Here is a 24,722-nt window from a genome sequence, read left to right on the forward strand (position 1 = left end):
GGACGTCCTGACGCGCCTGGTGTGGGGGCCGCCGTACGGCCAGGTCACCGCGAACCCGGCGCCCCATCTGCGCTGGCTCCTCGACCGCGGTCTGCTGCTGCCCACCGCCCCCGGCACGGTCGTCATCCCCCGCGAGGTCGCCCTGCATCTGCGGGGCGGGCGGGCGCACCGGGCGGTCGAGCCGGTGCCGCCGCCCGTCGAGGCGGCGGGCACGCACCGCCCCCAGGTGGTGGACGCGACGGCGGCCGGGCAGGCGTACACGGCACTCGCGACCGTGGAGGAACTGCTGAAGGACTGGGACGAGGGCGGCCCGGCGGTGCTGCGGGCCGGCGGCCTGAGCGTCCGCGATCTGAAGCGGACGGCCGTCGCCCTCGACGTGCCCGAGCCGGTCGCCGCCTTCTGGGTGGAACTGGCGTACGCCGCGGGCCTGCTGGCCTCGGACGGCGAGGCCGACGAGCGGTATGCGGCGACCCCCGCGTACGACGCGTGGCTGGAGCTGCCTCCGGCGGAGCGCTGGGCGGGGCTCGCGTCGGCCTGGCTGGCGGCGACCCGTACGCCGGGTGTGGTCGGCGAGCGGGACGCCAAGGAGCGCACGCTGTCGGCGCTGGGTCCCGGCCTGGACCGTTCGGCCGCGCCCGAGGTCCGGCACCGGGTGCTCACCCTGCTCGCCGGGCTGCCCGAGGGAACCTCGGCCACCTCCGACTCCGTTATCGCGCGGCTCCGCTGGGAGCGCCCCACCAGAGCCGCGCAGCCTCCCTCTCAGCCTTCCCAGGCCGCCCAGGGCCCGCAGGCGCCGAAGCAGGGCCGGGCGCCGCAGGCGCAGGGCGGGCAGCCGGACGATCTGCGGGCCCGGCTGGCGCGCTGGACGCTCTCCGAGGCCGAGTCCCTCGGGATCACCGGGCGGGGCGCGCTGTCCTCCCACGGGCGGGCCCTCCTCGGCCTGCCCCCGGGGACCGCCGCGACCGCCGACCTGCCGGAGACGCCGGGCGACAAGCTCCCCGCCCATCACGTGCCCACCCCGGCGGCCCCCTTCCCCTCCCCGGACCCGGTGGTCGAGCGGACCGTGGCGGAGGCCCGTGCCGCCCGGCTCCTCGCGCCGCTGCTGCCCGAGCCGCTCGATCACGTGCTGCTCCAGGCGGATCTGACGGCTGTCGCGCCGGGCCCGTTGCGGCGTCCGCTCGCCGACATGCTGGGTGTGGTGGCGGACGTGGAGTCGAAGGGTGGCGCGACGGTCTACAGGTTCACGCCGGGGTCGGTGCGCCGGGCGCTTGACGCCGGTCAGGCCGCCTCCGACCTGCATGACTTCCTGACCGCCCACTCCCGTACGCCGGTGCCGCAGCCGCTCGCCTACCTGATCGACGATGTGGCCCGGCGCCATGGGCACCTGCGGATCGGCGCGGCGTCGGCGTACGTGCGGTGCGACGACGACGCGATGCTCAGCGAGATCCTCGCCGACAAGCGGTCGCAGGGGCTCGGGCTGCGCCGCCTCGCGCCGACGGTGCTCGCCGCGCAGGCGGACCCGGCGGCGCTGCTGGAGGGGTTGCGCGCGATGGGGTACGCCCCGGCCGCCGAGTCCGCGGAGGGCGACGTCCTGATCACCCGCGCCCTCGCCCACCGCACCCCGGCCCGTACGGCACCGGAGCCCGTCCCGGACGGTCCGCCGGCCCCCGACGACACCTTGCTGGCCGCCGCGATCCGTGCCATCCGCGCCGGTGATCTGGCGTCGACGGCGCCCCGGCGGACGAGCGGCACCCCGGTCCCGTCGGGGACGCTGCCGCGCACCAGTTCCGCCGAGACCCTCGCCACGATGCAGGCCGCCGTCCTCACCGGCGAGGCCCTCTGGATCGGCTACGTCAACGCCGAGGGCTCCGCCAGTCAGCGCGTCATCGCCCCGGTGCGGGTCGAGGGCGGCTTCGTGACGGCGTACGACCACACGGCGGACGAGGTCCGGACGTTCCCGCTGCACCGCATCACGGGCGTCGCGGAACTGGCGGACGACTCGATCTGACCCCCGTGGGGCCGGACTGACCCCCGAAGGGCCCGGATGGCCCCGGGTGGCCCTGCACGACCCTGAGGCGCCCGCCCATCGCCTCCTGAGGCGCCCGCCCTCCGTCTCCGGAGGAGTCCCGCCCTCCGTCTCCGGAGGCGCCCGCCCCCTTTCCATGATCAAATCGCCGCCCGACTTTCACCCGTTCGGGCGCACGCGGACGTTCATGCAGGCCATCCCCGGTTTTCCCTCCGACGAGGGGTCGTGACGGGGCGTGCGTATCGGGGTGGGGGCCGCCGGGCAGCCACCCTGTGTCCGATCGAGATCGATGTCCACGCTCGAAAGAATCACAGGTCCGCATGCGTCCCATCCCCGCACTGCTCTGCGCCCTCGCCGCAGCCGCCCTGGTCGGTGTGCTCGCCTCGCCCGCCGCGGCCAACCCCAGCCCTCTGCCCCTCCCCGAACTCGGCACCGTGATCGGGGAGGGGCTCACCGTGGAGGGGCCGCTCATCCAGAACGTCGGCCTGCTGAAGTGACTCAGCCCGCCGAGGGGACCCGGCGCAGCCGGTAGCTGTCCCCTTCGAGGCGGACGATGTCGGCGTGGTGCGCGAGCCGGTCCACGACGGCCGGGGCGGCCCCGCCGAAGATCTCGTCCCAGCGGCCGAGGGGGCGGTCGCTGGTGACGATCAGGGAGGCCCGCTCGTAGCGGTGGGCGACGAGCTGGAAGAGGAGCCGGGCGGTGTCGGGGTCGAAGGGCAGATAGCCGACCTCGTCGACGATCAGCAGGGGGCAGGCGTCGAGCGCGGACAGTTCCTCGGCGAGCCGGCCCTCGGCCCGTGCCCCGGCCAGCCGCGCGGCCCACTCCTCGGCGGTGGCGAACCGCACCTGGTTCCCCGCCTGGCAGGCCCGTACGCCGAGGCCGATCGCGAGGTGTGTCTTGCCGGTGCCGGGGGCGCCGAGGAAGACGACGTTGCGCCGCGCGGCCAGGAAGTCCAGCGTCCCGAGGCGGGCCAGCAGCTGCCGGTCGAAGGTGCGCGGGTGGTCCGGGTCGAAGTCCTCCAGCAGCTTGCGTGCGGGGAACCCGGCATCCCTCAGCCGGCTCTCGCCTTCCGCCCGGCCCGCCGCCTCGTGCGGCACGACGCGGGCCCGGCCCCGTGCGAACACCGTCCCCTGCCGTCGGGCCTCCCGTTCGCGCGCCGCGTGCTTCTCGTCCGAGCCGGCCTGCGCCGGGATCGGCAGCGGGGTGGGGCGAAGGACCGGGGTGGAGGGGAGGGACGGCCCGCCGGCCCCGTCCTCCTGGTCCCACGGCGGGCCGACCGGTCCATGGGCGCCCCCGGGGTCGGCGGATCCCCGGGGTGCGGGCGGGACCGGGTCGGCCGGGCCGCGCGGGTCGCGGTGCGGGACGTCGTGCGGGCCGTGGCCCTTCTCCTCACGGAGCATCGGCCCCGACATGTACGCCAGGAGCACCGCCGAGACGATGAACGCCATGTGGATCACCGTGCCCCACATCAGCGCGTGGCGGGAGGTGTGGTGGACGTCCACGAACATCTGGAGCAGATGGACGGAGGAGATGCCCACGATGGCGGTGGCGAGCTTGACCTTCAGGACGTTGGAGTTGACGTGGGAGAGCCATTCGGGCTGGTCGCGGTGGCCCTGGAGGCCGATGCGCGAGACGAAGGTCTCGTAGCCGCCCACAATGGTCATGATCAGCAAGTTGGCGATCATGACGACGTCGACCAGCTTGAGCACCGCGAGCATGACGTAGTTCTCGGTGGCACTGCCTCCGACGCACTTGACGATTAACGTCCACAGCTCGTTGAAGAACTTGTAGACGTACACCCCCTGTGCGGCGACCAGACCGAAGTACAGCGGAGCCTGGAGCCAGCGAGTGGCGAACAGGGCATAGCCGAGAGTGGTGCCCTGCGGAGAGGCGGACGGGGTGACCGGACCGGCGGGGGAAGATGGCTGCACGGTTCAACATTCTTGGGGAGCCCGTGCCTCAAATCTGAATTCCCTCCACTCATCGGAATGAATAGACATCCAATAAGACTGATGTGAGGGAGAGGCCGGGCGGAACGACCCCGGCGAAAGGGCGGAACGATCAGGCACACTGGACGTTTGGCCGAAACGAAAGGGTGCCGCGCGTGAATGGTCCACTCATCGTCCAGTCCGACAAGACCCTGCTCCTGGAGGTCGACCACGAGCGGGCGGACGACTGTCGTCGGGCCATCGCGCCGTTCGCCGAGCTGGAGCGGGCTCCGGAGCACATCCACACCTACCGGGTGACGCCGCTGGGGCTGTGGAACGCGCGGGCCGCCGGCCATGACGCGGAGCAGGTCGTGGACGCGCTGGTCGAGTTCAGCAGATACCCGGTGCCGCACGCGCTGCTCGTCGACATCGCCGAGACGATGGACCGCTACGGCCGTCTCACCCTGAGCAAGCACCCCGCCCACGGCCTCGTCCTCACCACCACCGACCGCCCGGTCCTGGAGGAGATCCTGCGGTCGAAGCGGATCGCCCCGCTCGTCGGCGCCCGGATCGACCCGGACACCGTCGCCGTGCACCCCTCGGAGCGGGGGCAGATCAAGCAGACGCTGCTGAAGCTGGGCTGGCCGGCCGAGGACCTCGCCGGGTACGTCGACGGCGAGGCGCACCCGATCGAGCTGCACGAGGACGGCTGGGCGCTGCGGCCCTATCAGAAGCAGGCCGTGGAGAACTTCTGGCACGGCGGCAGCGGTGTCGTCGTCCTGCCCTGCGGCGCCGGGAAGACGCTGGTCGGGGCCGGTTCCATGGCGCAGGCGAAGTCGACCACGCTGATCCTCGTCACCAACACCGTCTCCGCCCGGCAGTGGAAGCACGAGCTGGTGAAGCGGACCTCGCTGACCGAGGACGAGATCGGCGAGTACAGCGGGACCCGCAAGGAGATCCGTCCGGTCACCATCGCGACGTACCAGGTGCTGACGACGCGGCGGAAGGGCGTCTACCCGCACCTGGAGCTGTTCGACTCCCGTGACTGGGGCCTCATCGTCTACGACGAGGTGCATCTGCTGCCCGCGCCCGTCTTCAAGTTCACGGCGGATCTCCAGGCGCGGCGGCGGCTCGGTCTGACGGCGACGCTCGTCCGTGAGGACGGCCGGGAGTCGGACGTGTTCTCCCTGATCGGGCCCAAGCGTTTCGACGCGCCCTGGAAGGAGATCGAGGCACAGGGCTACATCGCGCCCGCCGACTGTGTCGAGGTCCGGGTGAACCTCACCGACTCCGAGCGGCTCGCCTACGCCACCGCCGAGCAGGAGGAGAAGTACCGCTTCTGCTCCACGACCGCGACAAAGCGACGGGTGACCGAGGCGATCGTCCGCCGCTTCGCGGGGCAGCAGATCCTCGTCATCGGCCAGTACATCGACCAGCTCGACGAGTTGGGCGCCCATCTGGACGCGCCGGTGATCAAGGGCGAGACGTCGAACACGCAGCGCGAGAAGCTGTTCGACGCGTTCCGCGAGGGCGAGATCAACGTCCTGGTGGTCTCGAAGGTCGCCAACTTCTCCATCGACCTGCCGGAGGCGACGGTCGCCATCCAGGTGTCCGGTACGTTCGGCTCACGCCAGGAGGAGGCCCAGCGGCTGGGCCGGGTCCTGCGCCCCAAGGCCGACGGGCACCAGGCGCACTTCTACTCCGTCGTCGCCCGCGACACGATCGACCAGGACTTCGCCGCCCACCGGCAGCGCTTCCTCGCCGAACAGGGCTACGCCTACCGGATCATGGACGCGGACGAGATCCTGGCGGACGACGTCTGAGCGCATCGTCGCGCGAGGCCCTCTGCGGGATGAGGTGGTGCGTGGCCGGAGCCGGTGGGGGGACCGGCCCCGGCCACACCGGGGGTGGGAGGGATGGCTTCGGGATGCGCTGTGCGCCGTGCGACCGACGCTGACGGTGGCCGCCGCCCTGAGTGCGGATGCGGGCGGCGGATACGGGTCGTCGGGCCGGGGGGAGGTGGGCGAGGCGTGAGGTGACGTGCGCGGTCGAGCGATGACGTGACGTGGGCCTTGGAGTCGGCCCCCGGAGTGGGGCAGGAGTGCCCTTGCTCCGACGCGAGGGGTCGGGGCCTGTTCCGTGGACGGCGGGGCGCGTCAGGTGGGGCGGCGTATGCCCGCTTCCTCCGCGTACTCACCGAGCACGATGACGCCGAAGGCGGCGCCCGCGAAGACCTTGACGGCGCGGAGGGCGTCCGCGAGGCGGTGGCGGGGGTGCCGGTCGTCGAGGCCGGTCGCACCGGACGGCGGACCGGGTCGGCCGGCGGCCGAGGCTGGGATGAAGGTCGCTGCACTCATGTATCCATGGTGGAACGTCCGCCTGTGGATGGCGTCGGTCTATGGATGGAACTGCCTGAGCCCTCCGCTCACCCTCAGGTCGTGCCGCCCCGTAGTACCCCCGGCGTACCCACCCCCTAGGGGTACGGCAGGCGGACCGGCCGGGTGCGCCCGAGGAGTCATCGGCCCGACCCTGCCCGGGCCCCCGCGCGGCGGACCGAAATCCGTTGGCCCTCTCCCCCTCGCCTCGCCTACACTCTCCGCCCTTGCCCGCCTCCCGCTCGTGGAGCGCCGCCGTCCGGACGGAAACCGGCCGGCTCACCCCACCCCAGTACCGGATCCCGTGGATCCCGTAGGCCCCCGGAGGCACTTCCTTGTCCGCGCCCGCCGACGAAGAGACCAATCCCCTCACCCGTGAACGCGACCACCTGGCCGCCTCCCGTTCCGCGCTGCGCGCGATGCGGGAGGACGTGGAGGCGCTGGACATCCGGGACGTGACCGCGAACTGGGTGAACGCGGAGGTGCTCGCCCGCCAGATCGACGAGCGGATCAAGGCCCTCGCCGACCTGAGCGACACCCCGCTCTTCTTCGGCCGCCTCGACTACCTGCACGCCCCCGGCGCCGACCGGGCCGAGGGCGCCGAAGGAGAGCGGTTCTACATCGGGCGCCGGCATGTGCACGACGCGGACGGCGACCCGATGGTGATCGACTGGCGCGCCCCCGTGTCGCAGCCGTTCTACCGGGCGTCCAAGAAGGACCCGATGGACGTCGCGCTGCGCCGCCGCTTCGGCTACACCGGCGGCGACCTCACCGCGTACGAGGACGAGCACCTCTCCGACCCCGCCGAGGCGGCGACCACCAGCAAGCTGCTCCAGCAGGAGATCGAGCGCCCCCGTGTGGGCCCGATGCGGGACATCGTCGCCACGATCCAGCCCGAGCAGGACGAGATCGTCCGCTCCGACCTGTCCGGCAGCCTCTGCGTCCAGGGCGGCCCCGGCACCGGCAAGACCGCCGTCGGCCTGCACCGGGTCGCCTACCTGCTGTACGCCCACCGTGAGCGTCTCTCCCGCACCGGCACCCTCGTCATCGGCCCCAACCGCTCCTTCCTGCACTACATCGAGCAGGTGCTCCCGGCGCTGGGCGAGCTGGAGGTCAAGCAGGCCACCGTCGACGATCTGGTCGCCCATGTGGAGGTGCGGGGGACGGACGAGGCGGCCGCCGCCGTCGTCAAGGGCGACGCCCGGATGGCGGAGGTGCTCCGCCGCGCCGTCCGCTCGCACGTCACCCTGCCCACGGAGCCCGTCATGGTCGTACGGGGGTCGCGTCGCTGGCGCGTCCCGGCGTACGAACTGGAGGACATCGTCAAGGAGTTGCTCGACCGGGACATCCGCTACGGAGCCGCCCGCGACGCCCTGCCGCAGCGGATCGCGCACGCGGTGCTGGTGCAGATGGAGCGGTCCGGTGAGGCGCCCGACGACCGGGTGCAGGACGCGGTGGCCCGCAACACCGCCGTGAAGGCGGCCGTCAAGGCGATCTGGCCGCCCGTCGACCCCGCCAAACTGGTCCTGCGGCTGCTCACCGACGCCGACTTCCTCGCCGAGCACGCGCAGGATGTGCTGACCGACGACGAGCAGAAGACGATCCTGTGGGCCAAGCCGGCGCGGAGCGTGAGGACGGCCAAGTGGTCCGCCGCCGACGCCGTGCTGATCGACGAGGCCACCGACCTGGTGCAGCGCACGCACTCCCTCGGCCATGTCGTCCTCGACGAGGCGCAGGACCTGTCCCCCATGCAGTACCGGGCGGTCGGCCGCCGCTGCACCACCGGTTCGGCGACCGTTCTCGGCGACCTCGCGCAGGGCACCACCCCGTGGGCGACCCGGAGCTGGCAGGAGGCCCTGGCCCACCTGGGCAAGGCCGAGGCGCACATCGAGGAGCTGACCGCCGGTTTCCGTGTGCCGACCGACGTCATCACGTACGCATCCCGGTTGCTGCCCCACATCGCGCCCGGCCTGACCCCGGTGGCGTCCGTCCGGGAGAACCCGGGCTTCTTCGACGTACGGCCCGTCGAGGACGACACGCAGGTGATCGCCGCCTGCGAGGAGCTGCTGCGCAACGAGGGGTCGGTCGGTCTGATCGCCGCCGACGCGCGCGTGCCGGCGCTGGCCGAGGCCCTCACGGAGGCCGGGATCGGCTATCTCGCTCCGGGTGAGGAGACGACGTACGAGACCCGCCTCACCCTCGTACCGGCGTCGCTCGCGAAGGGCCTGGAGTACGACTACGTGGTGCTGGACGAGCCGCGGGCGGTGGTCGACGGGGAGCCGGACGAGCGGACGGGCCTGCGTCGTCTGTACGTGGCGCTCACCCGTGCGGTGTCGGGCCTGATCGTGACGCACGCGGCCCCGCTGCCGCCGCAGCTGACCTGAGCGCGGAAGCCCCTGAGCCCCTGAGCTCCTGAAGCCCTGCCCCCTGAGACGCGGAGCGGCCCCCGGCGACCGAGGTCACCGGGGGCCGCTTCACGCATGTCGGCGCGGGCCGGCCTACTTGAACTTGTTGCTGGTGGCCAGGTAGACCTCCTTGGCGTTCTTCCCCAGCCGCGGGCCGGTGATGAACGAGGAGCGGTCGCTCAGCGAGTTGTTGGAGACCAGGTAGGTGCGGCCCTTGTGGCTCATGAACCAGGGGCCGCCGGAGGCACCGCCGTTCATGGTGCAGCCGACCATGTACTGGGCCGGGTAGTCGCTCGGGTAGCTGTAGCCGAGGACGAAGCGCTTGGTGGCGCCCTGGCAGTGGTACATCTTCGAGCCGTCGTACGGGGCCTCGGCCGGGTAGCCGCGCACCTTCATGTTCTTGACCTTGTTGGCGGCCGGGGCGTTGAACCACACCGGGAGAGCCGAACCGACGCGCTCCTCCAGCGACTTGGCGCCCTTCTCCGGCTTCACGTGGAGGACGGCGTAGTCGTATGCGGCGGCCACGGTGCCCTGGCTGGCGTTGCCGCCCTTGATCCAGGTGCCGGAGGTGGTGGCCCAGTCGGCCCAGAAGAGGCCGTACGGGGAGACGTTGCTCGCACGGTAGTTGGCGGAGGCCTGGCTGATGTTCAGCCTGGCGGTGTTGTTGAAGGACGGGACGAAGGCGATGTTGCGGTACCAGCCGCCGCCCTTGCCCGCGTGGACGCAGTGGCCGGCGGTCCATACGAGGTTGGACTTGCCGGGGTGGGCCGGGTCCTTCACCACGGCCGCCGAGCAGACGCTGGAGCCCTGGGGGGTGGTGAAGAAGAGCTTGCCGACCGGGGCGGCGTTCTTGTGGTAGGTCGCCTTGACCTTGGAGGCGTTCTGCCGCTTCACCGAGCCGTCGGGCAGCCAGACCTTGGTGGTCTTGTTCGACCCCTTCGACACGTTGCCGGCGTCGGCGATCTCCGGCAGCTGCGTGGGCATCTGGGCCTTGGCCTTGGCGATGCGCTCGGGGGTCCAGAAGTCCTGGATGTAGGGGTTGGCGAAGTCCTCCGCCTTGGAGGCCCAGTCGTCGAAGTCCTGCCAGCCGCCGTTCTTCCACTTCTGCAGCGCGTCGCCGGAGAGTTCGGTGGGCACGCCCTCGGGCAGCTTGAAGCCGCCGATGGTCGTGTCGCCCCCGCCCTCGTTCTCGCCGGTGTCGACGTCCGAGCCGGCGCCCGCCTGGGCGGTCGTCTCGCCCGAGGCCTTCGCGCCGTCCTCGTCGGACTTGCTGCATGCGGTGGTGGTGACCATGACCGCGGCGATCACGGCGGCGGCGGCCGTGAGACCGCGGCGACGTATGAATGGCATGGAGCCGTTCCCCCTGTGACTGAAACTTGTCATGCCCCGGCTTGGCTGGGGCGGACACAACTATGCACGCGGGACAGGGCCGAAATGATCGCCGGGAGGGCTCACGCGGCGACTTCGCACACAACAACTACGTGGCGGATATCGATCCGTGATGTGACATCACGTCACCGCGTGACGCCCCGCCCGCCAATCGATCGGCCGAACTCACAGGCTCTTCACAACGTTTGATTCTTCATCACTCCGACACCTCCCGCCTCTTGTGCACTACCGGCCGGTAGGGCGAATCTGACCTGCGCATGCCATCCCTGCTCGGCGTGCCCCACCCCCCGGCCCCCGGGCGCCCCCCGCGCCGCGGTCCATCAGGAGGTCGCAGTGAAGACAAGTCCGCGCTCAGGCAGGTCCCGTCGTCTGCAGAGATCCGTGTTCACCGTGGGCGGCGCCCTCGCCCTGGTCGTCGGCGTGGCCGGCAGCGCGTACGCGGCGCCGCCCGGGGCCCTGCCCTCCAACGCGGAGGCGCTGGAGAGGACATGGCAGCCGGCCTACGACTACGACACCGACGGCTGCTACTCGACCCCGGCGATCGGCCCGGACGGCACGGTCAACGGCGGCCTGAAGCCCACCGGCGCACTCAACGGCAACTGCCGGGACGCGTCCGACCTGGACAACACCAACGGCTACGCGCGCTCCAAGTGCAACAACGGCTGGTGCGCGATCCTGTACGACCTCTACTTCGAGAAGGACCAGGCGGTTCCCGGCTCCAGCATCGGCGGCCACCGCCACGACTGGGAGCACGTGGCGGTCTGGGTGCAGAACGGCACCGCCCAGTACGTGTCGACGTCCGCGCACGGCGGTTTCAGTGTCCACCCGGCGTCGGCGGTCCGCTGGGACGGCACCCACGCCAAGATCGTCTACCACAAGGACGGCATCCGGACGCACTGCTTCCGCCTCGCGGGCTCGGGCGACGAACCCCCGGAGAACCACAAGGGCACCTGGCAGTACCCGCCGCTCGTCGGCTGGAACGGCTACCCGTCCGGCATCCGCGACAAGCTGGTCGCCTACGACTTCGGCAGCGCCAACTTCGGCCTGAAGGACGGCAGTTTCGAGTCGAACCTGGCGAAGGCGAAGCCGTCGGGGATCGCGTTCGACCCGTACGCGTAACGAGACCGCGGCCCGGGGGCGCGCCCCGTCACGAACCCGCCGCACATACAGCGGATGCCGCCTGTCGGGGGGCGCGCCCGGCCTACGCCTCCGAGGCACACCCCTTGGTCTCGCGGCTCGCGCCCGGTGGCCAGACGATGTCCACGGGGAGGCCGGCGCGGCGGGCGTCGGCCACGGCCGTGGCGGTGCCCCCCTGGGCGGTGGACGTCTCGCCGTCCCAGACGGCGACCAAGCGGTGGGCACGCCGCACCAGTTCACGGTTGGCGTCCTCGTACGCCTGTCCGCCCGCGCTGTCGTGGCCGAGGACGAGCACCTCGGCCGCGGCCCCGACCAGCCGGTCGAACGTCGCGGCCTGGTCGGCGCCCACCTGGCGCTGCCGGTAGTCCCGCGCCGGGATCACCGCGACCAGCCGGCCGCCGAGCGCGAGGACCGCCTCGGCGAAGAGCGAGTCGGCACCACCGGCGAGACACGAGAGCCCGGTGATCCCCTCCTCCGCGTACGGCCCGAGGAACTCCCGCAGGGCCCGGCGTACGAGGGGAACGCTCGCCTCGGTCAGGTCCATGTGCCCGGTCACCGCGATGGCGATCAAGAGCCCCCACCCACTCGGCTAGCTCGGCCAGAAGGAATCCGCGGATCGTATGCCGCGGCCCCGCCGACGGGAAGGGCCCTAGAGCGCCAGTGCCAGGAATCCCACCACGTAGGCGGCGATGAACAGCGGCGGAACCCACTGTTCGAGGCGGGTCAGCGGCACATACCGGCGCCAGTCCTCGCCCTCCCCCAGCTCGGTCCACTCAGCGCGGGAGTACGCGTACGCGGGGAGCCGGTTCTCGAACGCGCCGATCACCGCCCACTTCGCCGTGTTCAGCTGCCGGTAGGAGCGGACCATCAGATACCAGGCCGCGCACTGCCCGACAAGGATCAGCAGCCCGGCGAGCAGCAGCCAGACCGACACCCGGCCCGGACGCGGCCCCAGCCCGGCGACCATGGCCGTGGCGATCGCGCTGTTGAGGGACAGGAAGAAGGTGTTGGCAGCGCCGCGCCGCGCGCTGACGCGGTCGGCGGTCTCCACGCAGAGCTTGTACTGCTCGAACAGCATCGCCAGGTAGGGGGTGTTGGCGGGGGTGTAACTGTCGGGGGCCACGTCGGAGTTCCACAGGGAGTGGTGGAGGTCTGCCATCGGCCCAGCATGGCCGCGGCGCCGGCACGCCGGGCGGGCGCGTGCCCGCGCGTGCCACGAAAGAGCGAATCCGACACCGTTCCGCTCGCCAACGGGCCCTGTTCGATTGCCGGTTGCGGGGCATCTCCGCTCGGCTGTCCCTATGACCGAGCCGCCCCCTCCCATCCCTCAGTTCCCTCCCTTCGGCACGCCCCGGAGACGTCAGCGGCCCGTGCTGGGCTGCCTGTTGCGGCTCGTGGGCCTCGTCTCGACGTTCTTCGGTGGACTCGTGTTCATCGTGGCGGCCGTGCGGAAGGACACCGTCTGGATCCGGGTGTCGCCGCACGACCAACCCCTGTGGCTGAACCTGCTGATCCTCGCGGGGTGCGGCCTGTGGGGCGCGGGCCTGCTGGTCGGGGGCAGGTCGCTGCGGCGGCACGGGCGGCGCCATCACGTCCGGGTGGTCCGCACGATGGAGGAGGCCCGGCGCGAACCGTACGTCCTCTATCTGCGCCCCTTCACGGAGGACACCACCGGCAGGGCGATGCCGCACGCGTTCAGCCGCTGGCAGGGGGTGGGCGGCGCGCTCGTGAACGGCAGTTCGCTCACGCTGGAGGAGGGCGTGTGCCGGATCTTCCGCGGGTTCGGGCGCCCGCTCGCCGTGGGTGAGCCCGACGAGGCGCTCCCCCTCGCCGGCTGCCGCCGCCTCTACCTCCCCCTCCACGACTGGCAGCCCACCGTCACCTCGCTCATCACCGACGCCCGCCTGGTCCTCCTCGTGGCGGGCACCAGCGCGGGCACGCTGTGGGAGCTGACCGAGGTGATGCGTCTGCGCCGCCCGGAGTCCGTGCTGGTCATGCTGTACGCCGAGCGGGGCTCGGACCTGTACGACGTGTGGGAGGCGTACGAGGACTTCCGGGCCGCGGCGGAGGAGGTGCTGACCGAGCGGGCCGACGAACTGCGCCAGGTGCACGGCCCCGACTGGCAGCCGCCGCGCTTCCCACCGCTGCCCGACTTCGAGGACCCGGACCGTCTGAAGTGGACGCTGCTGCTGCGGGCCGTCATCCGCTTCGGCCCCGACTGGACGCCCGAGATGGTGCACCTGGACCCCACGGCCGTCACGGCGTGGACGCACGAGGGCCGCGTCCGCAAGCTGACCCGCACCCAGCTGGGCCCGCTGTTGGCCCGGTTGCACGAGGACCTGAACGGGACACCTGGCGGCCGGACCCGGCCGGCCGGGCTGCCGGCGAACCCTCGCTGACGGACGGGCGCCCCTGGGTTCTCTACCGCTCAGTGGGCCACGGCGCTGCCGACGCCCGCGTCGAGCGCGGTCCGCCACTCCCGTACGGCGTCGGAGTCGACCGGCGCGTCCCAGCCGCCGGGGCGGGCGGCGCCGCCGATGTGGAAGGCGTCCACCCCGGCGGCGCGCAGGCCGGGCAGGTGGTCGAGGCGGAGACCGCCGCCGACCATGAGCCGTGCGCCGTAGCCGGGCTCGCCGCGCCGGGCCGCCTCCGCGAGGAGGGTCGGCAGTCCCTCGTCGACGCCGTCCGCCGAGCCCGCCGTGAGATACGTGTCCAGCCCCGGCAGGTCCGCGAGCCGCTTGCGCAGGGCGTCGCGGTCGGCGGCGCGGTCGATGGCGCGGTGGAAGGTCCAGCGGCAGCCGTCGAGTTCGGCGACCAGCCGTTCGAGGACGGGCAGGTCGGGCTCGCCGAGCGGGTCGAGGAACCCGAGCACGAACTCCTCCGCCCCGGCCGCCCGCATGTCGCACGCGACCCGTACGAGCGCGTCCGCGTCCCCCGCCGCGAACCCGTCGGCGAGCCGCAGCATCACCCGCGCCGGGATGTCCGCGGCGGCCCTCACCTCGACGAACGTCCGCACGGTCGGCGACAGCCCGTCGGCGCGCATGTCGGCGACCAGTTCCAGCCGGTCGGCTCCGCCGCTCTGCGCGGCGACGGCGTCCCTGGCGTCCAGGGCGATGACCTCAAGGAGGACGGGCGTGGCCATGGGGCCCCTTCCGGTTCGGGCATGTCGTACGACGACAGCGGGCGACAACAGGTCTAGTCCAATTTACCAACAAACCCGCCCGTTGGACCGGCCCCTCACGATTCGCGTACGACCAGACACGCTCCGCATCTACGCTCGGGCTCGGCGCAGACCCAACAGAACCGGCTGTCAGAGGAGGACGTCGTCCCATGAGCAACACGAAGACCCTCGACCCGTCGCAGTCCACCCGCGCCCTGTACGGCGCGGAACTCCGCCACCGCCGCGAGCGGGCGGGCATGACCCAGGAGGAGCTGGGGGCGGCGATGTTCATCAGCGGGGCGTACGTGGGGATGCTGGAGGTGGGGGTACGGCGGATGCAGCCGGAGTTCGCGAGGATGGCGGACGAGGTGCTGGACGCGGACGGGTTCTTCACGCGGAACCTGGAGGCCGCGAGGAAGTCCCCGTACGAGCATCACTTCGCGGACGTGGTGGAGTTCGAGGGCCTGGCCCTCACGATCAAGGACTGGGCGCCGATCCTGGTACCGGGTCTGCTTCAGACGGCGGGGTACACGCGGGCGGTGGTGCGAGCGTACGACCCGGTCCTGACGGAGGACGTGGTGGAGGAGCGGGTCTCCGCCCGCAAGGCCCGCGCGCACATCTTCGGCGACCCGAGGAGGCCGCGGTACTGGGCGGTCCTGGACGAGATGGTGCTACGGCGCCCGGTGGGTGGCCCGGCGGTGATGGCGGAGCAACTCCGGCACATCGCGGCGATGGTCCGACGCAACCGGATCATCGTGCAGGTGCTGCCGCTGGCGGAGGGGGCGAACGCGGGCATGGAAGGCATCTTCAAGTTGATGACGTTCGAGGACGCCCCTCCCATCGTCTACAACCAAGCGTCCGAAACGGGCCGCCTGTTCGACGATCCGGCTGTGGTGACCCGTTCCACGCTGACCTACGATCTGCTTGGGGGTGCGGCGCTGTCGCCTGGCGCGTCCCTCCAGCTGATCGAGCAGGCGGCCAAGGAGTACGAGGATGCGCATCGCTCCCGATCTGAGGACCGTGACTTGGCGTAAGAGCAGCTACAGCGGCGGAACCAGCGCGGAGTGCGTCGAAGTCTCCGACGACCTCCCCGGCATCGTCCCCGTCCGTGACAGCAAGAACCCGGCCGGCGGTGTGCTGCTGCTCGGTGCCGCCGCCTGGTCGGCGTTCGTCGCGGCGGCGGGCCGGGAGCTTCGCTGAGGGCGGCCCGTCAGTCGAAGAGGTTCAGCTCGGCCGGTGTCACCCCGGCCAGCTCGTACGTCGCCGCGGTGAGCGGGCGCCCGGAGTAGAGCCGTACGAGGGTTGTGGCGTCGCCGATGTAGCGCGCGGGCGGGGCGTCGCCGCTGGGGGCGCCGAGCAGGAGGGGCTCGTCGGCGTCGTCGAGGTCGGCGTGGAGGGGGCGGGTGCCGCGCACCCGGGTGAGGTGGGCCAACAGCTGCACCGCGAGGGGCAGTTGCGAGCCGCCGTAGGCGCCGGGCAGGCCCCAGGCGTCCCGTACGTCCCCGGCGTGCACCCATTCCCCGAGGGCGACGCCGTCCAGGACCCCGCCGGCCTCGGCGATGACGGGGCCGACGTCGGTCATGCCGCGCTCCAACTCGTCCACGATCTGCCCGACGGACCAGCCCTCGCGCTCGGCGATGTCCCGGTCGTTCGACTCGGGGCTGAACACGCCCTTCTCGAAGCGGCCCTCCACGACCCGCGACAGCGCGGCGGAGGAGTGCGCCAGCACGTCCCGTACGGTCCACCCCGGACAACACGTCCCGGCCCCGAAGTCCTCCTCGGCCCTCCCCCGCAACACCGGCACCAGCACATCCCGCTCGGCCACCAGCAACCGCCCCGGCAGCCCGGGATCCCGCACCTCGTGCACATCAGCGACAGTCATGGGCCCCACGCTAGGGCCTGATTGGGCAACGTTCAGCGGCGTGTGCGGCGTGCGGGCCGCCCGACTGCGGCGTACCAGACCAGGGCCGCGCATATGAAGGCCGCCGCCGCGGAGGTCAGTGACCTGGTGAGGGTGTCGTTCCGTGCGCCGGAGACGAGGGCGATGGCCAAGGCCAGCGTCAGGGTGATGACGGGCAGCGCCCGGGGGCTCCACGTGGCGCCCGGCGCGGCGGCCGGCGGCAGCAGCCAGGTGGCGAGGCCGTAACAGGCGCAGGCCAACAGGGTGGCTCCCAGCACTTCGCTGGGCCGGTGGCCGCCCATGGTCGCGCTGGCGGCGGCGATGCAGGCGAGCCACAGCACACCGACCGTGGCGACGTAGGGGCGGACGCGGGGGGAAACCACGAGGACGGCGGCGAGGGTCAGCGCGGCGGGGATGGCCGTGTGCCCGCTGGGAAAACCCTGTTCCAGGAGATTCTCCGGCGCGCCCACCAGATCAGGGCGGGGCAGGATGCTCGATTCGAGCACCTCCTTGCCTCCGGTCGTGAGAATGACGACCCCGAGCGCCGCGCATCCCTGCCACCAGCACCGCCGCACCAGGGTGAGGACCACGATGACGGCGAGGCCCACCATCAGGGTGGGCTTGGCGCTCAGTTCCATCGGCGGCAGGGGTGTCGAGCCGTAGTCCGCTCCTGACAGGGGGTAGATCCATGCCTCTTCGCTGCCCCCTGCACCGAGAGCGAACAGGGCGTTCTCGGCTCGTTGCCCCCACGGGGTGCAGATGGCGAGCAGGTAGACCGTCAGGAACCCCAGGGCGTACAGCAGAGCCGGCATCCACGGCCGTGTCGTACGCGACGGGCTGGGGTCGTCGGGGACCTCGGGGGCCTGGGGGGCTTCGGGGGCCTGCCTTGAGGCCCCCGGACGGTGCGCGGGCAGGGACGGGGAATCGTGCTGAGTCATCGCTCTGTTTCTTCCGTTGGGGGGTTCGGTCACACAGTTCGGTCACGCACGTCTTGCGGCACGACGTGGGCCGCCGTGCTGGGGCCGGCCCACCGGCGGGGTCCGTTCCTATTCGGCGAGTGCCCGCGCCTGTCGGCGCTGGGCGGCGATCGCCAGGGCGGGGAGGGGTGCGATCAGCAGGATGAGGACGACCATGTCCGGAAAGGACTGCATGAACGCGTCCGGACGGACGACGATCGCCTGCGTGCGGACGAACGCGACCGCCGCGACGGGGATCAGCCACCGGTGGTCGCCGGTGGCGGCCGTCGCCGCCCACGCGCCGAGCAGCGCGGCGACTTCGAGGACGAACAGACCGCGCTGGAAAGCCGGACTGACGGAGATGATGTGCAGGCTCCCGGCCACGAACATGGCGAGCACGACGGGGGCCAGCCAGCGGTACGAGCGGCGTCGCAGACGGCTGGGACGGCAGAGCGCCAGCACGGCGCACGCGGCGCACAGCGCCCCTGAGAGCACCAGGTCATGGGCCGTTAGGGGGGCGCCGAGACCGTAGTAGCTCAGGCCCGCCTTGCCCTCGTCACCGAAGACGGTGCGGCCGTGGGACGTGGCGCCGGCCCAGATCATGGCTGCCGCGCCCGGCAGCGCGATCCACGCTCTGCCGCGCAGCAGAGCGATCAGGCAGCCCAGCGGGAGCAGCCCGTAGGGCAGCAGCCGTATCCGCGTGGGGCCCTCGGCCCACGGGTACCAGCCGGAGAAGCGGAAGGCGATGGCGTGCTGTCCGGGGTCGATGCGCAGTGCCCAGTGCCACACGTCCTGCAAGTACGGAACCAGCGCCAGCGCGGCGAGGGCCAGGGCGGCCAGATGGATGCCGTCCAGCCACCACGGCCGGGCCGAGTCGTCGACGACGGCACGGGCACGGGCCCGCACCCCCGCGCGCACCAGGGCGGCGACTTCCCGCGGCGGAGGCCAGGAGCGGCCGGGATACGCCTCGGACAGGCAGGCCAGCACCTCCTCTCCCTGCCGGGAACGGTACGGCTCGGGATAGACCGCAAGCAGCAGACGGTTCATGCCGGGGCCGCTCCGGCATCCCGGGCATCCCGCGAGCGTCCGATGACGACGGCCGCCGCCTGCTGCATCCGCAGCGCCTCCCGGCCGAGCGCCTCGGCGCCGTCCTCGGTGAGCCGGTAGTAGCGCCGCGCCCGCCCGTCCACGATCTCCTCATGGCCGGCTGCCACCAGCCCGGCCCGCTCCATCCGCTCCAGCGCGCCGTAGAGAGTGCCGACAGCGATCCGGAGCCGCCCGTCGGTGGCCTGCTCGGCGGCCTTGATGATGCCGTAACCGTGCAACGGACCATCCATGAGTGCGGCAAGGATGAAGTACTGCGGTTCCGTCAGGGGCGGACTCTGTCTGGTCATACATCGAGCATATATCGAGTCCCGAAATATATCCGCCAACCCGGGATGATCACCGGCAGCACCGCCACGCCCGCGGCCACGGCACAATGCCCCCATGCCCCTCGACCCGCTGGAAGCCCGCTGGCTCCAGGCCCTGCTCCCGGCCCGTGGTGATGCCCGTGACGATGCCCGCGGTGACGCAGGCCGTCCGAGTCCGCTCAGGTACGCGGCGAACCTGATCGAGCGGTGGTCCGAGCCCCAGCGGAAGTACCACACCCTCGATCACCTCACGGCCGTGCTGGACCGCGTCGACGTGCTGGAGGAGTACGCGGCGGACCCGGCCCTCGTACGGCTGGCCGCGTGGTTCCACGACGCGGTGTACCTGCCGGAGCGGTCGACGAACGAGGAGCGGTCCGCGCGGCTCGCCGAGCGGGCGCTGCCCGAGGCCGGGGTGCCCGCGGAGAAGGTCGCGGAGGTGGCCCGGCTGGTGCGGCTCACCGTCACCCACGACCCGGCGGACGACGACCCCAACGGCCAGGTCCTCTGCGACGCCGACCTGGCGATCCTCGCCTCGCCCCCGGACGCGTACGCCGCGTACGCCGCCGCCGTCCGCGAGGAGTACGGCTTCGTCCCGGACGACGCCTTCCGCGAGGGCCGAGCAGCCGTACTCCACCACCTCCTCGCCCTGCCCCGCCTCTTCCGGACGCCCTACGGACAGCGAGAGTGGGAGGACCGGGCCCGCGCGAACCTGCGGGCGGAACTGACCGAACTGACGGGCGGGCGGTCCTGACCGGCCGCACCGGCCCGACCAGGCTGACCGGCCCGACCAGGCTGACCTGGCTGACCTGGCCAACCTGGCCGACCTGGCCAACCTGGCCAACCTGGCCAACCTGGCCAACCTGGCCAACCTGGCCAACCGAAGAGGGGAATGCCACCGCCACGTCTCCGGTTGGCCTCGTATATGTCCTCCGACGCCGCCGCAGACCGCTCCCGCCACCGTCCCGCCCCCCAGCCCGGTAACCGCGTCCCCCTCTCCGTCTACGTCCTCGGGCTCGCCGTCTTCGCGCTCGGTACGAGTGAGTTCATGCTGTCGGGGCTGTTGCCGCCGATCGCCGAGGACATGGACGTGTCGATCCCACGGGCCGGGCTCCTCATCTCCGCGTTCGCGATCGGCATGGTCGTCGGGGCTCCGCTGCTGGCCGTGGCGACGCTGCGGCTGCCGCGCCGGACGACCCTCATCACGCTGATCACCGTCTTCGGCGTGGGGCAGGTCGCGGGCGCGCTCGCCCCGAACTACGCCGTGCTGTTCGCCTCGCGCGTCGTGAGCGCGCTCGCGTGCGCCGGGTTCTGGGCGGTGGGCGCGGCCGTCGCCGTCGCCATGGTGCCCTTCACCGCGCGGGCCCGCGCCCTCGCGATCATGATCGGCGGGTTGTCGATCGCCAACGTGCTGGGCGTTCCGGCGGGCGCGTTCCTCGGGGAGCACTTCGGGTGGCGGTCGGCGTTCTGGGCGGTCGCCGTGGCGTCGGCGATAGCCCTGGCCGGGGTCGCCGCGCTCGTCCCGGCCATCCCGCTGCCCGCCGAGCGGCCCCGGCCCGGCGCCGAGGCCCGTATCTACCGCGAGCCGCAGGTCTGGCTCTCCATCGCCGTCGTGGCGCTCGCCGCCGGTGGTGTGTTTTGCGCGTTCAGCTACCTCGCGCCGCTGCTCACGGATGTCGCCGGACTCGACGACGGATGGGTGCCGACGGTCCTCGCGTTGTTCGGGGTCGGGGCGCTGATCGGTACGGCGGTCGGCGGGCGCATCGCCGACGCGCACCTCTTCGGGGTGCTGCTCACCGGCATCGCGGCCTCCACCGTCCTCCTCGTCGCGCTGGCGCTCCTCGCCTCGTACGCCGTCGCCGCCGTCCTGCTCTCCTTCCTCCTCGGCGTCTCCTGCTTCTACACGGCGCCCGCGCTCAACGCCCGGATGTTCAACGTCGCCGGGGCCGCCCCCACCCTCGCCGGTGCCACCACGACCGCCGCGTTCAACCTCGGCAACACCGGCGGGCCCTGGCTGGGCGGCACGGTCATCGACGCGGGGTTCGGCTTCACGTCGACGGCCTGGGCGGGCGGCGCGCTCACGGCGACCGCCATCGGCATCACGGCGCTGTCGCTGCGCATGCACCGGCGTACGGGGCCGTCACGGATCGTGGAAATGGGCACTAACTCGGCGAAAGTGCCGACCTCGAAGTAGGGTGCGGACATGGCAGTGAGTGAGGTCAGCCTCGTCGAACGGGCCCGTACGACGGCCGACGGCGTCACGATGTGCCCGCAGCGCGTCGCCCTGGAGCACATCACCAGCCGCTGGGGCACCCTCGTCCTGATCGCCCTGCTCGACCGCTCCTACCGCTTCGGGGAGCTGCGCCGGGAGATCGGCAGGGTCAGCGAGAAGATGCTCACGCAGACCCTCCAGACGCTGGAGCGCGACGGCATCGTCCACCGCGACGCCAAGCCCGTCATCCCGCCCCACGTCGACTACTCCCTCACCCCGCTCGGCCGCGAGGCCGCCGAGCAGGTCCGCGCCCTCGCCACCTGGACCGCCGAGCGCATGAACGCGATCGAGAAGGCCCGCGAGGAGTACGACGCGGCGAAGGGCTGAGCGGGCCCGGCTGCCGTACGTTCGGCACGGCCGCTGTACGTTCGGCGCCGCCGCCACGTCCCACCACTGCCACCAGTCACGCCCCGCCCCGCCGCGCCGCGCCGCGCCGCCGGCCCCAACGCGCCCCCCGGGGGCGTAAATCCGTTCGTCCTCCCGCGCCGCCCCCGCCTATCCTCACGCGCATGCGACCTATGGGTGGGGAACAGGTACTGGAAGCCGTCGGGCACAGCGTGGCCGTGCTGCGGGGGGCCGTCGACAGGGACTGGGTGGGGACCAAGGCGGGGCGGCTGGACTGGAACTGCCGTGAGACCGCCGACCACATCTCCTCGGACCTGATCGCCTACGCCGGCCAGCTCGCGGGGCGGGCCCAAAGCGCGTACGTACCGTTCCTCATCGACACCGCGGAGTGCGAGGAGAACGCCGACCTGCTGTACGTCATCGAGACGACGGGCGCCCTCCTCGCCGCCACCGTGACCACCACCCCCGCCGATGTGCGCGCCTTCCACCCCTACCCCTTCCGCTTCGCCGACCGCGAGGGCTTCGCGGCGATGGGCGTCACCGAGGTGCTCCTGCACACCCACGACATCGTCGAAGGGCTCGGACTCACTCCGTACGAGGCCCCGCGGGACCTGTGCGAGTCGGTGCTCGCCCGGCTGTTCCCGCACGTCAGGCCCGGTGACGACCCCTGGACGACCCTGCTGTGGGCCACCGGCCGCGCCGATCTGCCGGGCCGGGCCCCGGTCACCTCGTGGAAGTGGAGCAACCCGCTGCACATCGACGCCGACCGCATCGTCCTCAAGGGCGTCCATCCGGCCGCCGCCGCGGACCTCGCCGAGGGCGGCACCGGCGGCTTCGACTGGATCGTGGGCGGCCCCGTCGACGGCACACGTGTCGGCGCCGGCATGGTGTTCCAGGCGTACGAGACCGGCGTGCACCGCCCCGAGTGGGGCATGTACGTCCTCGTCCGCAAGGAGGACGGGCTCGCCGTCGGCGCGCTCGGCTACCACGGCGCCCCCGACGAGGAGGGCCGCGTCGAGATCGGCTACGACCTGGTCGAGGGCGCGCGCGGGCGCGGCTACGCCACGGAGGCGCTGCGCGCGCTGGCCGACTGGGCGCGCGAGCGGGCGCGCGAACAGGGCGACGTCCAGTCCCTCTTCGCCGTCGTCGACAAGGTCAACACCCCCTCCCAGGGGGTGGTCACCCGCGCCGGGTTCGAGCAGGTGAGCGACGACTGGGGCGACGGGGAGGAGGGCGAGCAGTTCGCGTACGAACTCCGTCTGCGCGCCTGACGTACGCCGGGCCCAACCGTTCCGGTCACCTCCCCTTTTCCCCTGCCCCGGCCCCGGCCCGGTCCTGATAATTCGGTGACGTGCGGGCACGTACGGGGGAAACGGGGGAGCGCGCGATGAGTCAGAACGGTCCTACGCCCACGCCGCCGCCCGGGCCGCCGGGCTCCCCCCGGCCGGATCCGGGCCCCGACCACCGGAACGCCCGTATCGCGATCATCAGCCTGATCGTCACCAGCATGCTCACCATCATCGGCATCGTGGTGAGCGTGGTGGTGGCCGACAAGGACGACCCGTCCGACGACGGCCGGGGCGGCGGGCCGACCGCGCGCCCGTTCCGGGACGACACCGCCACCCCGTCCCCGGACGACACGACCCCCGAGCCCGAGACGACCACCCCGAGTCCGTCCCCCACCCCGACCCCGGAGGTCACCACACCCACCGCCGACCCCGACGACACCGAGGGCGGTGAGGACGACGGACTCACCACCGCCCAGCGGGAGTTGCGGGACTCGCTCAACCCGGCGCAGTGGCGCCGCGAGAGCTGCGAACCGGCCACGGCACCCGGCGCCAAGGCGTCACTGCGCTGCACGGTGACCACCCAGGACCCGACGTACGGCGCCCTCACCACCAAGGCGAACATCTCGGTGTACGGCTCCAAGAGCGAGGTGCAGAAGGTGTTCCGGGGCTACACGGCGGGCCTGCCCGACGGCAACTGCGACCAGCAGCAGAACGTCCGCAGCGTCTGGTCGGAGAACGGCTCCGACACCCCGGCCGGGGACGCGGCCTGCTACATGAACACCACGTTCCAGTACGTGATCACCTGCACGTACTACGACCGGCCCGCCCTGTTCGCCGTGACGGGCCCCGACTTCTCGGCACTCAACCGGTGGTGGCACGGCCTGGACCCGATCTTCACGGACTGAGGCCGCCCTCGCCCCTCACCGACCTGCCCCTGTTCCCCTCACCGGCCGACGGGCCGCCCCTTGGGGCGGCGCAGGCCCGCCGCGGTGAGCCGGCGGAGCAGTTCCTTCGAGCCCACCTCCACCGCGCCCGCGGCCACGACGTCCTGGTAGCGGTGGGACGGGATGTCGTAGTGGTCGCGTTCGAAGGCCCGCTCGGGCACGCCGACCCGGCGCGCGAAGTCGTGCAGCTCGTCGAAGGAGACGTCGCTGACCAGGTGCGACCACATCCGGCCGTGCCCCGGCCAGGTGGGCGGGTCGATGTAGACGGTCACGAGGGCGACGACCCCCCGATGACGGCCCCCAGCGCACCCACCGCCGCGACCCGCACCCCCGCCTTGTGGCACACCCACCGCGGATCGGGGCCCAACTCCGGCTCGACGTCGAGGGCGTGCGGGTCGCCGGTGCCGCAAACCGGGCAGAGCGGCCAGCGCCCGTACCGCTCCAGCAGGGCGTCCTGGACGTCCTGCGCGATCAGCCCGGCGACGTACGCCGCGCCGTCCGGCCACTGCTCCACCCACCAGCGGCGCTCCACCACCGATTCCTCGACCATCGAGACGACGTCGGCCTCGGCGACCTCCTGGGCGACCAGATCGGCGAGCACGAGCGCACGGGCCGCGTGCAACGCCTGCTCAAGGGGGCTCACGGGATCACTGCCGGGACTCATGCCTCCATTGTGCGCACCCTTGACCGCACACCCGGACGGAAAATATCTTTCATGGTGTGAGTGATGAGGTGAAGGAAATTTTCGCGCAAAGGAAAGGACAGACACCCCCGGAGGCGCCCCAGGCCGAGGGCCGGAAACCGGCCGCCACCGAGAACGGACGCGCGACTGCGACCGAGAACGGACGGTCGGCTGCGGCCGAAAGCGGACGCGCGGCTGGAGCCGAGGGCGGACGGTCGGCTGCGACCGAAGGCGGACGCGGGGCAGCGGCCGAGAGCGGACGCACGGCCGGAAGCCAAAGTGGACGCGCGGCTGCCGCCGAAAGCCGACCCGCGAGTGCGGCCCAGGGCCGCGGGGCAAGCGGCGGACGCCCGGCTGGAACCCAAGCAGGACGCGCGGCAGCGGCCGAGAGCGGACGCGCGAGTACGGCCGAGGGCCGCGGGGCAAGCGGCGGACGCCCGGCCGAAGGCCGCGGCGGCAGCGGCGGCGGAGCCCGTGGCGGCAACGGCGGCGACGGAGGCCGCG

The 24,722-nt window shown here is 72.3% G+C and carries 25 protein-coding genes; 13 read left to right on the forward strand and 12 right to left on the reverse strand.

The features are described from left to right. Together M8J73_RS31745 and M8J73_RS31750 are read left to right on the forward strand one after the other, a co-directional pair. Window positions 1–2,008 (forward strand): helicase-associated domain-containing protein (locus M8J73_RS31745; protein ID WP_249829374.1); only part of this gene is annotated, 2,008 nt, incomplete at its 5' end. Window positions 2,009–2,346: 338 nt separating this feature from the next. Then, a complete protein-coding gene (locus tag M8J73_RS31750) occupies window positions 2,347–2,523 on the forward strand; it encodes a hypothetical protein (protein ID WP_169797961.1) in 177 nt (58 codons plus the stop codon). 1 nt (window position 2,524) lies between these two features. On the opposite strand, the gene istB is transcribed toward M8J73_RS31750, so the two are convergent. Continuing rightward, on the reverse strand, window positions 2,525–3,958 hold the full coding sequence (istB, locus tag M8J73_RS31755; protein WP_274757681.1) for an IS21-like element helper ATPase IstB: 1,434 nt from the start codon (window positions 3,956–3,958) through the stop codon (window positions 2,525–2,527). Window positions 3,959–4,131: 173 nt separating this feature from the next. On the opposite strand from istB, the gene M8J73_RS31765 reads away from it, so the two are divergent. Beyond that, entirely contained in the window at window positions 4,132–5,778 is a 1,647-nt protein-coding gene (locus M8J73_RS31765; protein WP_249829375.1) for a DNA repair helicase XPB, read from the forward strand. A 333-nt stretch (window positions 5,779–6,111) separates the two neighbouring features. Here the strand turns inward: M8J73_RS31765 and M8J73_RS31770 are convergent, their stop codons facing one another. Further along, window positions 6,112–6,312 (reverse strand): hypothetical protein, encoded by a 201-nt coding sequence (locus M8J73_RS31770; protein ID WP_055714605.1) that lies wholly within the window; start codon window positions 6,310–6,312, stop codon window positions 6,112–6,114. Window positions 6,313–6,749: 437 nt separating this feature from the next. Between M8J73_RS31770 and M8J73_RS31775 the strand changes: the two genes are divergently transcribed. Further along, window positions 6,750–8,714 carry a HelD family protein gene (locus M8J73_RS31775; RefSeq protein WP_372504053.1) on the forward strand — a complete coding sequence of 655 codons (1,965 nt, stop codon included), beginning with the start codon at window positions 6,750–6,752 and terminating at the stop codon, window positions 8,712–8,714. A 114-nt stretch (window positions 8,715–8,828) separates the two neighbouring features. Here M8J73_RS31775 and M8J73_RS31780 read toward each other — a convergent pair whose 3' ends face one another. Then, entirely contained in the window at window positions 8,829–10,085 is a 1,257-nt protein-coding gene (locus M8J73_RS31780) for a trypsin-like serine peptidase (protein ID WP_055542703.1), read from the reverse strand. Between the two features lie 420 nt (window positions 10,086–10,505). Between M8J73_RS31780 and M8J73_RS31785 the strand changes: the two genes are divergently transcribed. Next, window positions 10,506–11,243 (forward strand): NPP1 family protein, encoded by a 738-nt coding sequence (locus M8J73_RS31785; protein WP_372504051.1) that lies wholly within the window; start codon window positions 10,506–10,508, stop codon window positions 11,241–11,243. 82 nt (window positions 11,244–11,325) lie between these two features. Here M8J73_RS31785 and M8J73_RS31790 read toward each other — a convergent pair whose 3' ends face one another. Both M8J73_RS31790 and M8J73_RS31795 read right to left on the reverse strand, forming a co-directional pair. Beyond that, window positions 11,326–11,832 (reverse strand): hypothetical protein, encoded by a 507-nt coding sequence (locus M8J73_RS31790; protein ID WP_107424141.1) that lies wholly within the window; start codon window positions 11,830–11,832, stop codon window positions 11,326–11,328. 78 nt (window positions 11,833–11,910) lie between these two features. Next, complete coding sequence (locus tag M8J73_RS31795; RefSeq protein ID WP_055542615.1) at window positions 11,911–12,420, reverse strand: RipA family octameric membrane protein; 510 nt, start codon at window positions 12,418–12,420, stop codon at window positions 11,911–11,913. A gap of 211 nt (window positions 12,421–12,631) precedes the next feature. Here M8J73_RS31795 and M8J73_RS31800 point away from each other — a divergent pair, with 211 nt between their 5' ends. Beyond that, on the forward strand, window positions 12,632–13,660 hold the full coding sequence (locus tag M8J73_RS31800) for a hypothetical protein (protein ID WP_055542616.1): 1,029 nt from the start codon (window positions 12,632–12,634) through the stop codon (window positions 13,658–13,660). Window positions 13,661–13,689: 29 nt separating this feature from the next. Here M8J73_RS31800 and M8J73_RS31805 read toward each other — a convergent pair whose 3' ends face one another. Continuing rightward, complete coding sequence (locus tag M8J73_RS31805) at window positions 13,690–14,403, reverse strand: copper homeostasis protein CutC (protein WP_055542617.1); 714 nt, start codon at window positions 14,401–14,403, stop codon at window positions 13,690–13,692. A gap of 188 nt (window positions 14,404–14,591) precedes the next feature. On the opposite strand from M8J73_RS31805, the gene M8J73_RS31810 reads away from it, so the two are divergent. Then, window positions 14,592–15,455, forward strand: a complete 864-nt coding sequence (locus M8J73_RS31810; protein ID WP_055542618.1) for a helix-turn-helix domain-containing protein — start codon at window positions 14,592–14,594, stop codon at window positions 15,453–15,455. Continuing rightward, a complete protein-coding gene (locus tag M8J73_RS31815; protein WP_372504052.1) occupies window positions 15,442–15,621 on the forward strand; it encodes a DUF397 domain-containing protein in 180 nt (59 codons plus the stop codon). The genes M8J73_RS31810 and M8J73_RS31815 overlap by 14 nt, the downstream gene beginning before the upstream one ends. A gap of 10 nt (window positions 15,622–15,631) precedes the next feature. Here M8J73_RS31815 and M8J73_RS31820 read toward each other — a convergent pair whose 3' ends face one another. The 4 genes from M8J73_RS31820 to M8J73_RS31835 all read right to left on the reverse strand — a co-directional run bounded on the left by M8J73_RS31820 (window position 15,632) and on the right by M8J73_RS31835 (window position 18,671). Next, window positions 15,632–16,303, reverse strand: a complete 672-nt coding sequence (locus M8J73_RS31820) for a maleylpyruvate isomerase family mycothiol-dependent enzyme (RefSeq protein ID WP_206188073.1) — start codon at window positions 16,301–16,303, stop codon at window positions 15,632–15,634. A gap of 32 nt (window positions 16,304–16,335) precedes the next feature. Next, entirely contained in the window at window positions 16,336–17,259 is a 924-nt protein-coding gene (locus tag M8J73_RS31825; protein WP_249829379.1) for a phosphatase PAP2 family protein, read from the reverse strand. Window positions 17,260–17,367: 108 nt separating this feature from the next. Further along, window positions 17,368–18,324, reverse strand: coding sequence for a hypothetical protein (locus M8J73_RS31830; RefSeq protein WP_055543050.1), 957 nt, complete (start codon window positions 18,322–18,324; stop codon window positions 17,368–17,370). Continuing rightward, window positions 18,321–18,671, reverse strand: a complete 351-nt coding sequence (locus tag M8J73_RS31835; protein WP_055543051.1) for a PadR family transcriptional regulator — start codon at window positions 18,669–18,671, stop codon at window positions 18,321–18,323. The genes M8J73_RS31830 and M8J73_RS31835 overlap by 4 nt, the downstream gene beginning before the upstream one ends. A gap of 94 nt (window positions 18,672–18,765) precedes the next feature. Here M8J73_RS31835 and M8J73_RS31840 point away from each other — a divergent pair, with 94 nt between their 5' ends. From M8J73_RS31840 to M8J73_RS31860, 5 genes are all read left to right on the forward strand, one after another. Continuing rightward, window positions 18,766–19,440 (forward strand): HD domain-containing protein, encoded by a 675-nt coding sequence (locus M8J73_RS31840; RefSeq protein WP_055543052.1) that lies wholly within the window; start codon window positions 18,766–18,768, stop codon window positions 19,438–19,440. 171 nt (window positions 19,441–19,611) lie between these two features. Next, complete coding sequence (locus M8J73_RS31845) at window positions 19,612–20,880, forward strand: Cmx/CmrA family chloramphenicol efflux MFS transporter (RefSeq protein WP_274757680.1); 1,269 nt, start codon at window positions 19,612–19,614, stop codon at window positions 20,878–20,880. Window positions 20,881–20,889: 9 nt separating this feature from the next. Further along, window positions 20,890–21,285, forward strand: coding sequence for a winged helix-turn-helix transcriptional regulator (locus M8J73_RS31850; RefSeq protein ID WP_055542243.1), 396 nt, complete (start codon window positions 20,890–20,892; stop codon window positions 21,283–21,285). Between the two features lie 191 nt (window positions 21,286–21,476). Next, a complete protein-coding gene (locus tag M8J73_RS31855) occupies window positions 21,477–22,574 on the forward strand; it encodes a GNAT family N-acetyltransferase (RefSeq protein WP_249829384.1) in 1,098 nt (365 codons plus the stop codon). A 116-nt stretch (window positions 22,575–22,690) separates the two neighbouring features. Further along, window positions 22,691–23,497 carry a hypothetical protein gene (locus M8J73_RS31860; protein ID WP_249829380.1) on the forward strand — a complete coding sequence of 269 codons (807 nt, stop codon included), beginning with the start codon at window positions 22,691–22,693 and terminating at the stop codon, window positions 23,495–23,497. Between the two features lie 38 nt (window positions 23,498–23,535). On the opposite strand, the gene M8J73_RS31865 is transcribed toward M8J73_RS31860, so the two are convergent. Together M8J73_RS31865 and M8J73_RS31870 are read right to left on the reverse strand one after the other, a co-directional pair. Beyond that, window positions 23,536–23,808: a DUF4031 domain-containing protein gene (locus tag M8J73_RS31865; protein ID WP_249829381.1), complete on the reverse strand. Its 273-nt coding sequence runs from the start codon at window positions 23,806–23,808 to the stop codon at window positions 23,536–23,538. After that, window positions 23,805–24,200, reverse strand: a complete 396-nt coding sequence (locus M8J73_RS31870) for a DUF8819 family protein (RefSeq protein WP_055539851.1) — start codon at window positions 24,198–24,200, stop codon at window positions 23,805–23,807. Before M8J73_RS31870 ends, M8J73_RS31865 begins: the two co-directional genes overlap by 4 nt. Window positions 24,201–24,722 lie beyond the last annotated feature (522 nt).

Origin of the sequence: Streptomyces neyagawaensis, assembly GCF_023516595.1 — a bacterium.
GTDB classification, from domain to species: Bacteria; Actinomycetota; Actinomycetes; order Streptomycetales; family Streptomycetaceae; genus Streptomyces; species Streptomyces neyagawaensis.

Excerpts from the sequence above, each read along its gene's own strand:
- M8J73_RS31750 (WP_169797961.1), top strand. The coding sequence starts at position 2,347 with ATGCGTCCCATCCCCGCACTGCTCTGCGCCCTCGCCGCAGCCGCCCTG.
- M8J73_RS31770 (WP_055714605.1), bottom strand. The coding sequence starts at position 6,312 with ATGAGTGCAGCGACCTTCATCCCAGCCTCGGCCGCCGGCCGACCCGGT.
- M8J73_RS31775 (WP_372504053.1), top strand. The coding sequence starts at position 6,750 with ATGCGGGAGGACGTGGAGGCGCTGGACATCCGGGACGTGACCGCGAAC.
- M8J73_RS31780 (WP_055542703.1), bottom strand. The coding sequence starts at position 10,085 with ATGCCATTCATACGTCGCCGCGGTCTCACGGCCGCCGCCGCCGTGATC.
- M8J73_RS31795 (WP_055542615.1), bottom strand. The coding sequence starts at position 12,420 with ATGGCAGACCTCCACCACTCCCTGTGGAACTCCGACGTGGCCCCCGAC.
- M8J73_RS31805 (WP_055542617.1), bottom strand. The coding sequence starts at position 14,403 with ATGGCCACGCCCGTCCTCCTTGAGGTCATCGCCCTGGACGCCAGGGAC.
- M8J73_RS31810 (WP_055542618.1), top strand. The coding sequence starts at position 14,592 with ATGAGCAACACGAAGACCCTCGACCCGTCGCAGTCCACCCGCGCCCTG.
- M8J73_RS31820 (WP_206188073.1), bottom strand. The coding sequence starts at position 16,303 with ATGACTGTCGCTGATGTGCACGAGGTGCGGGATCCCGGGCTGCCGGGG.
- M8J73_RS31825 (WP_249829379.1), bottom strand. The coding sequence starts at position 17,259 with ATGACTCAGCACGATTCCCCGTCCCTGCCCGCGCACCGTCCGGGGGCC.
- M8J73_RS31830 (WP_055543050.1), bottom strand. The coding sequence starts at position 18,324 with ATGAACCGTCTGCTGCTTGCGGTCTATCCCGAGCCGTACCGTTCCCGG.
- M8J73_RS31835 (WP_055543051.1), bottom strand. The coding sequence starts at position 18,671 with ATGACCAGACAGAGTCCGCCCCTGACGGAACCGCAGTACTTCATCCTT.
- M8J73_RS31840 (WP_055543052.1), top strand. The coding sequence starts at position 18,766 with ATGCCCCTCGACCCGCTGGAAGCCCGCTGGCTCCAGGCCCTGCTCCCG.
- M8J73_RS31845 (WP_274757680.1), top strand. The coding sequence starts at position 19,612 with ATGTCCTCCGACGCCGCCGCAGACCGCTCCCGCCACCGTCCCGCCCCC.
- M8J73_RS31850 (WP_055542243.1), top strand. The coding sequence starts at position 20,890 with ATGGCAGTGAGTGAGGTCAGCCTCGTCGAACGGGCCCGTACGACGGCC.
- M8J73_RS31855 (WP_249829384.1), top strand. The coding sequence starts at position 21,477 with ATGGGTGGGGAACAGGTACTGGAAGCCGTCGGGCACAGCGTGGCCGTG.
- M8J73_RS31860 (WP_249829380.1), top strand. The coding sequence starts at position 22,691 with ATGAGTCAGAACGGTCCTACGCCCACGCCGCCGCCCGGGCCGCCGGGC.
- M8J73_RS31870 (WP_055539851.1), bottom strand. The coding sequence starts at position 24,200 with ATGAGTCCCGGCAGTGATCCCGTGAGCCCCCTTGAGCAGGCGTTGCAC.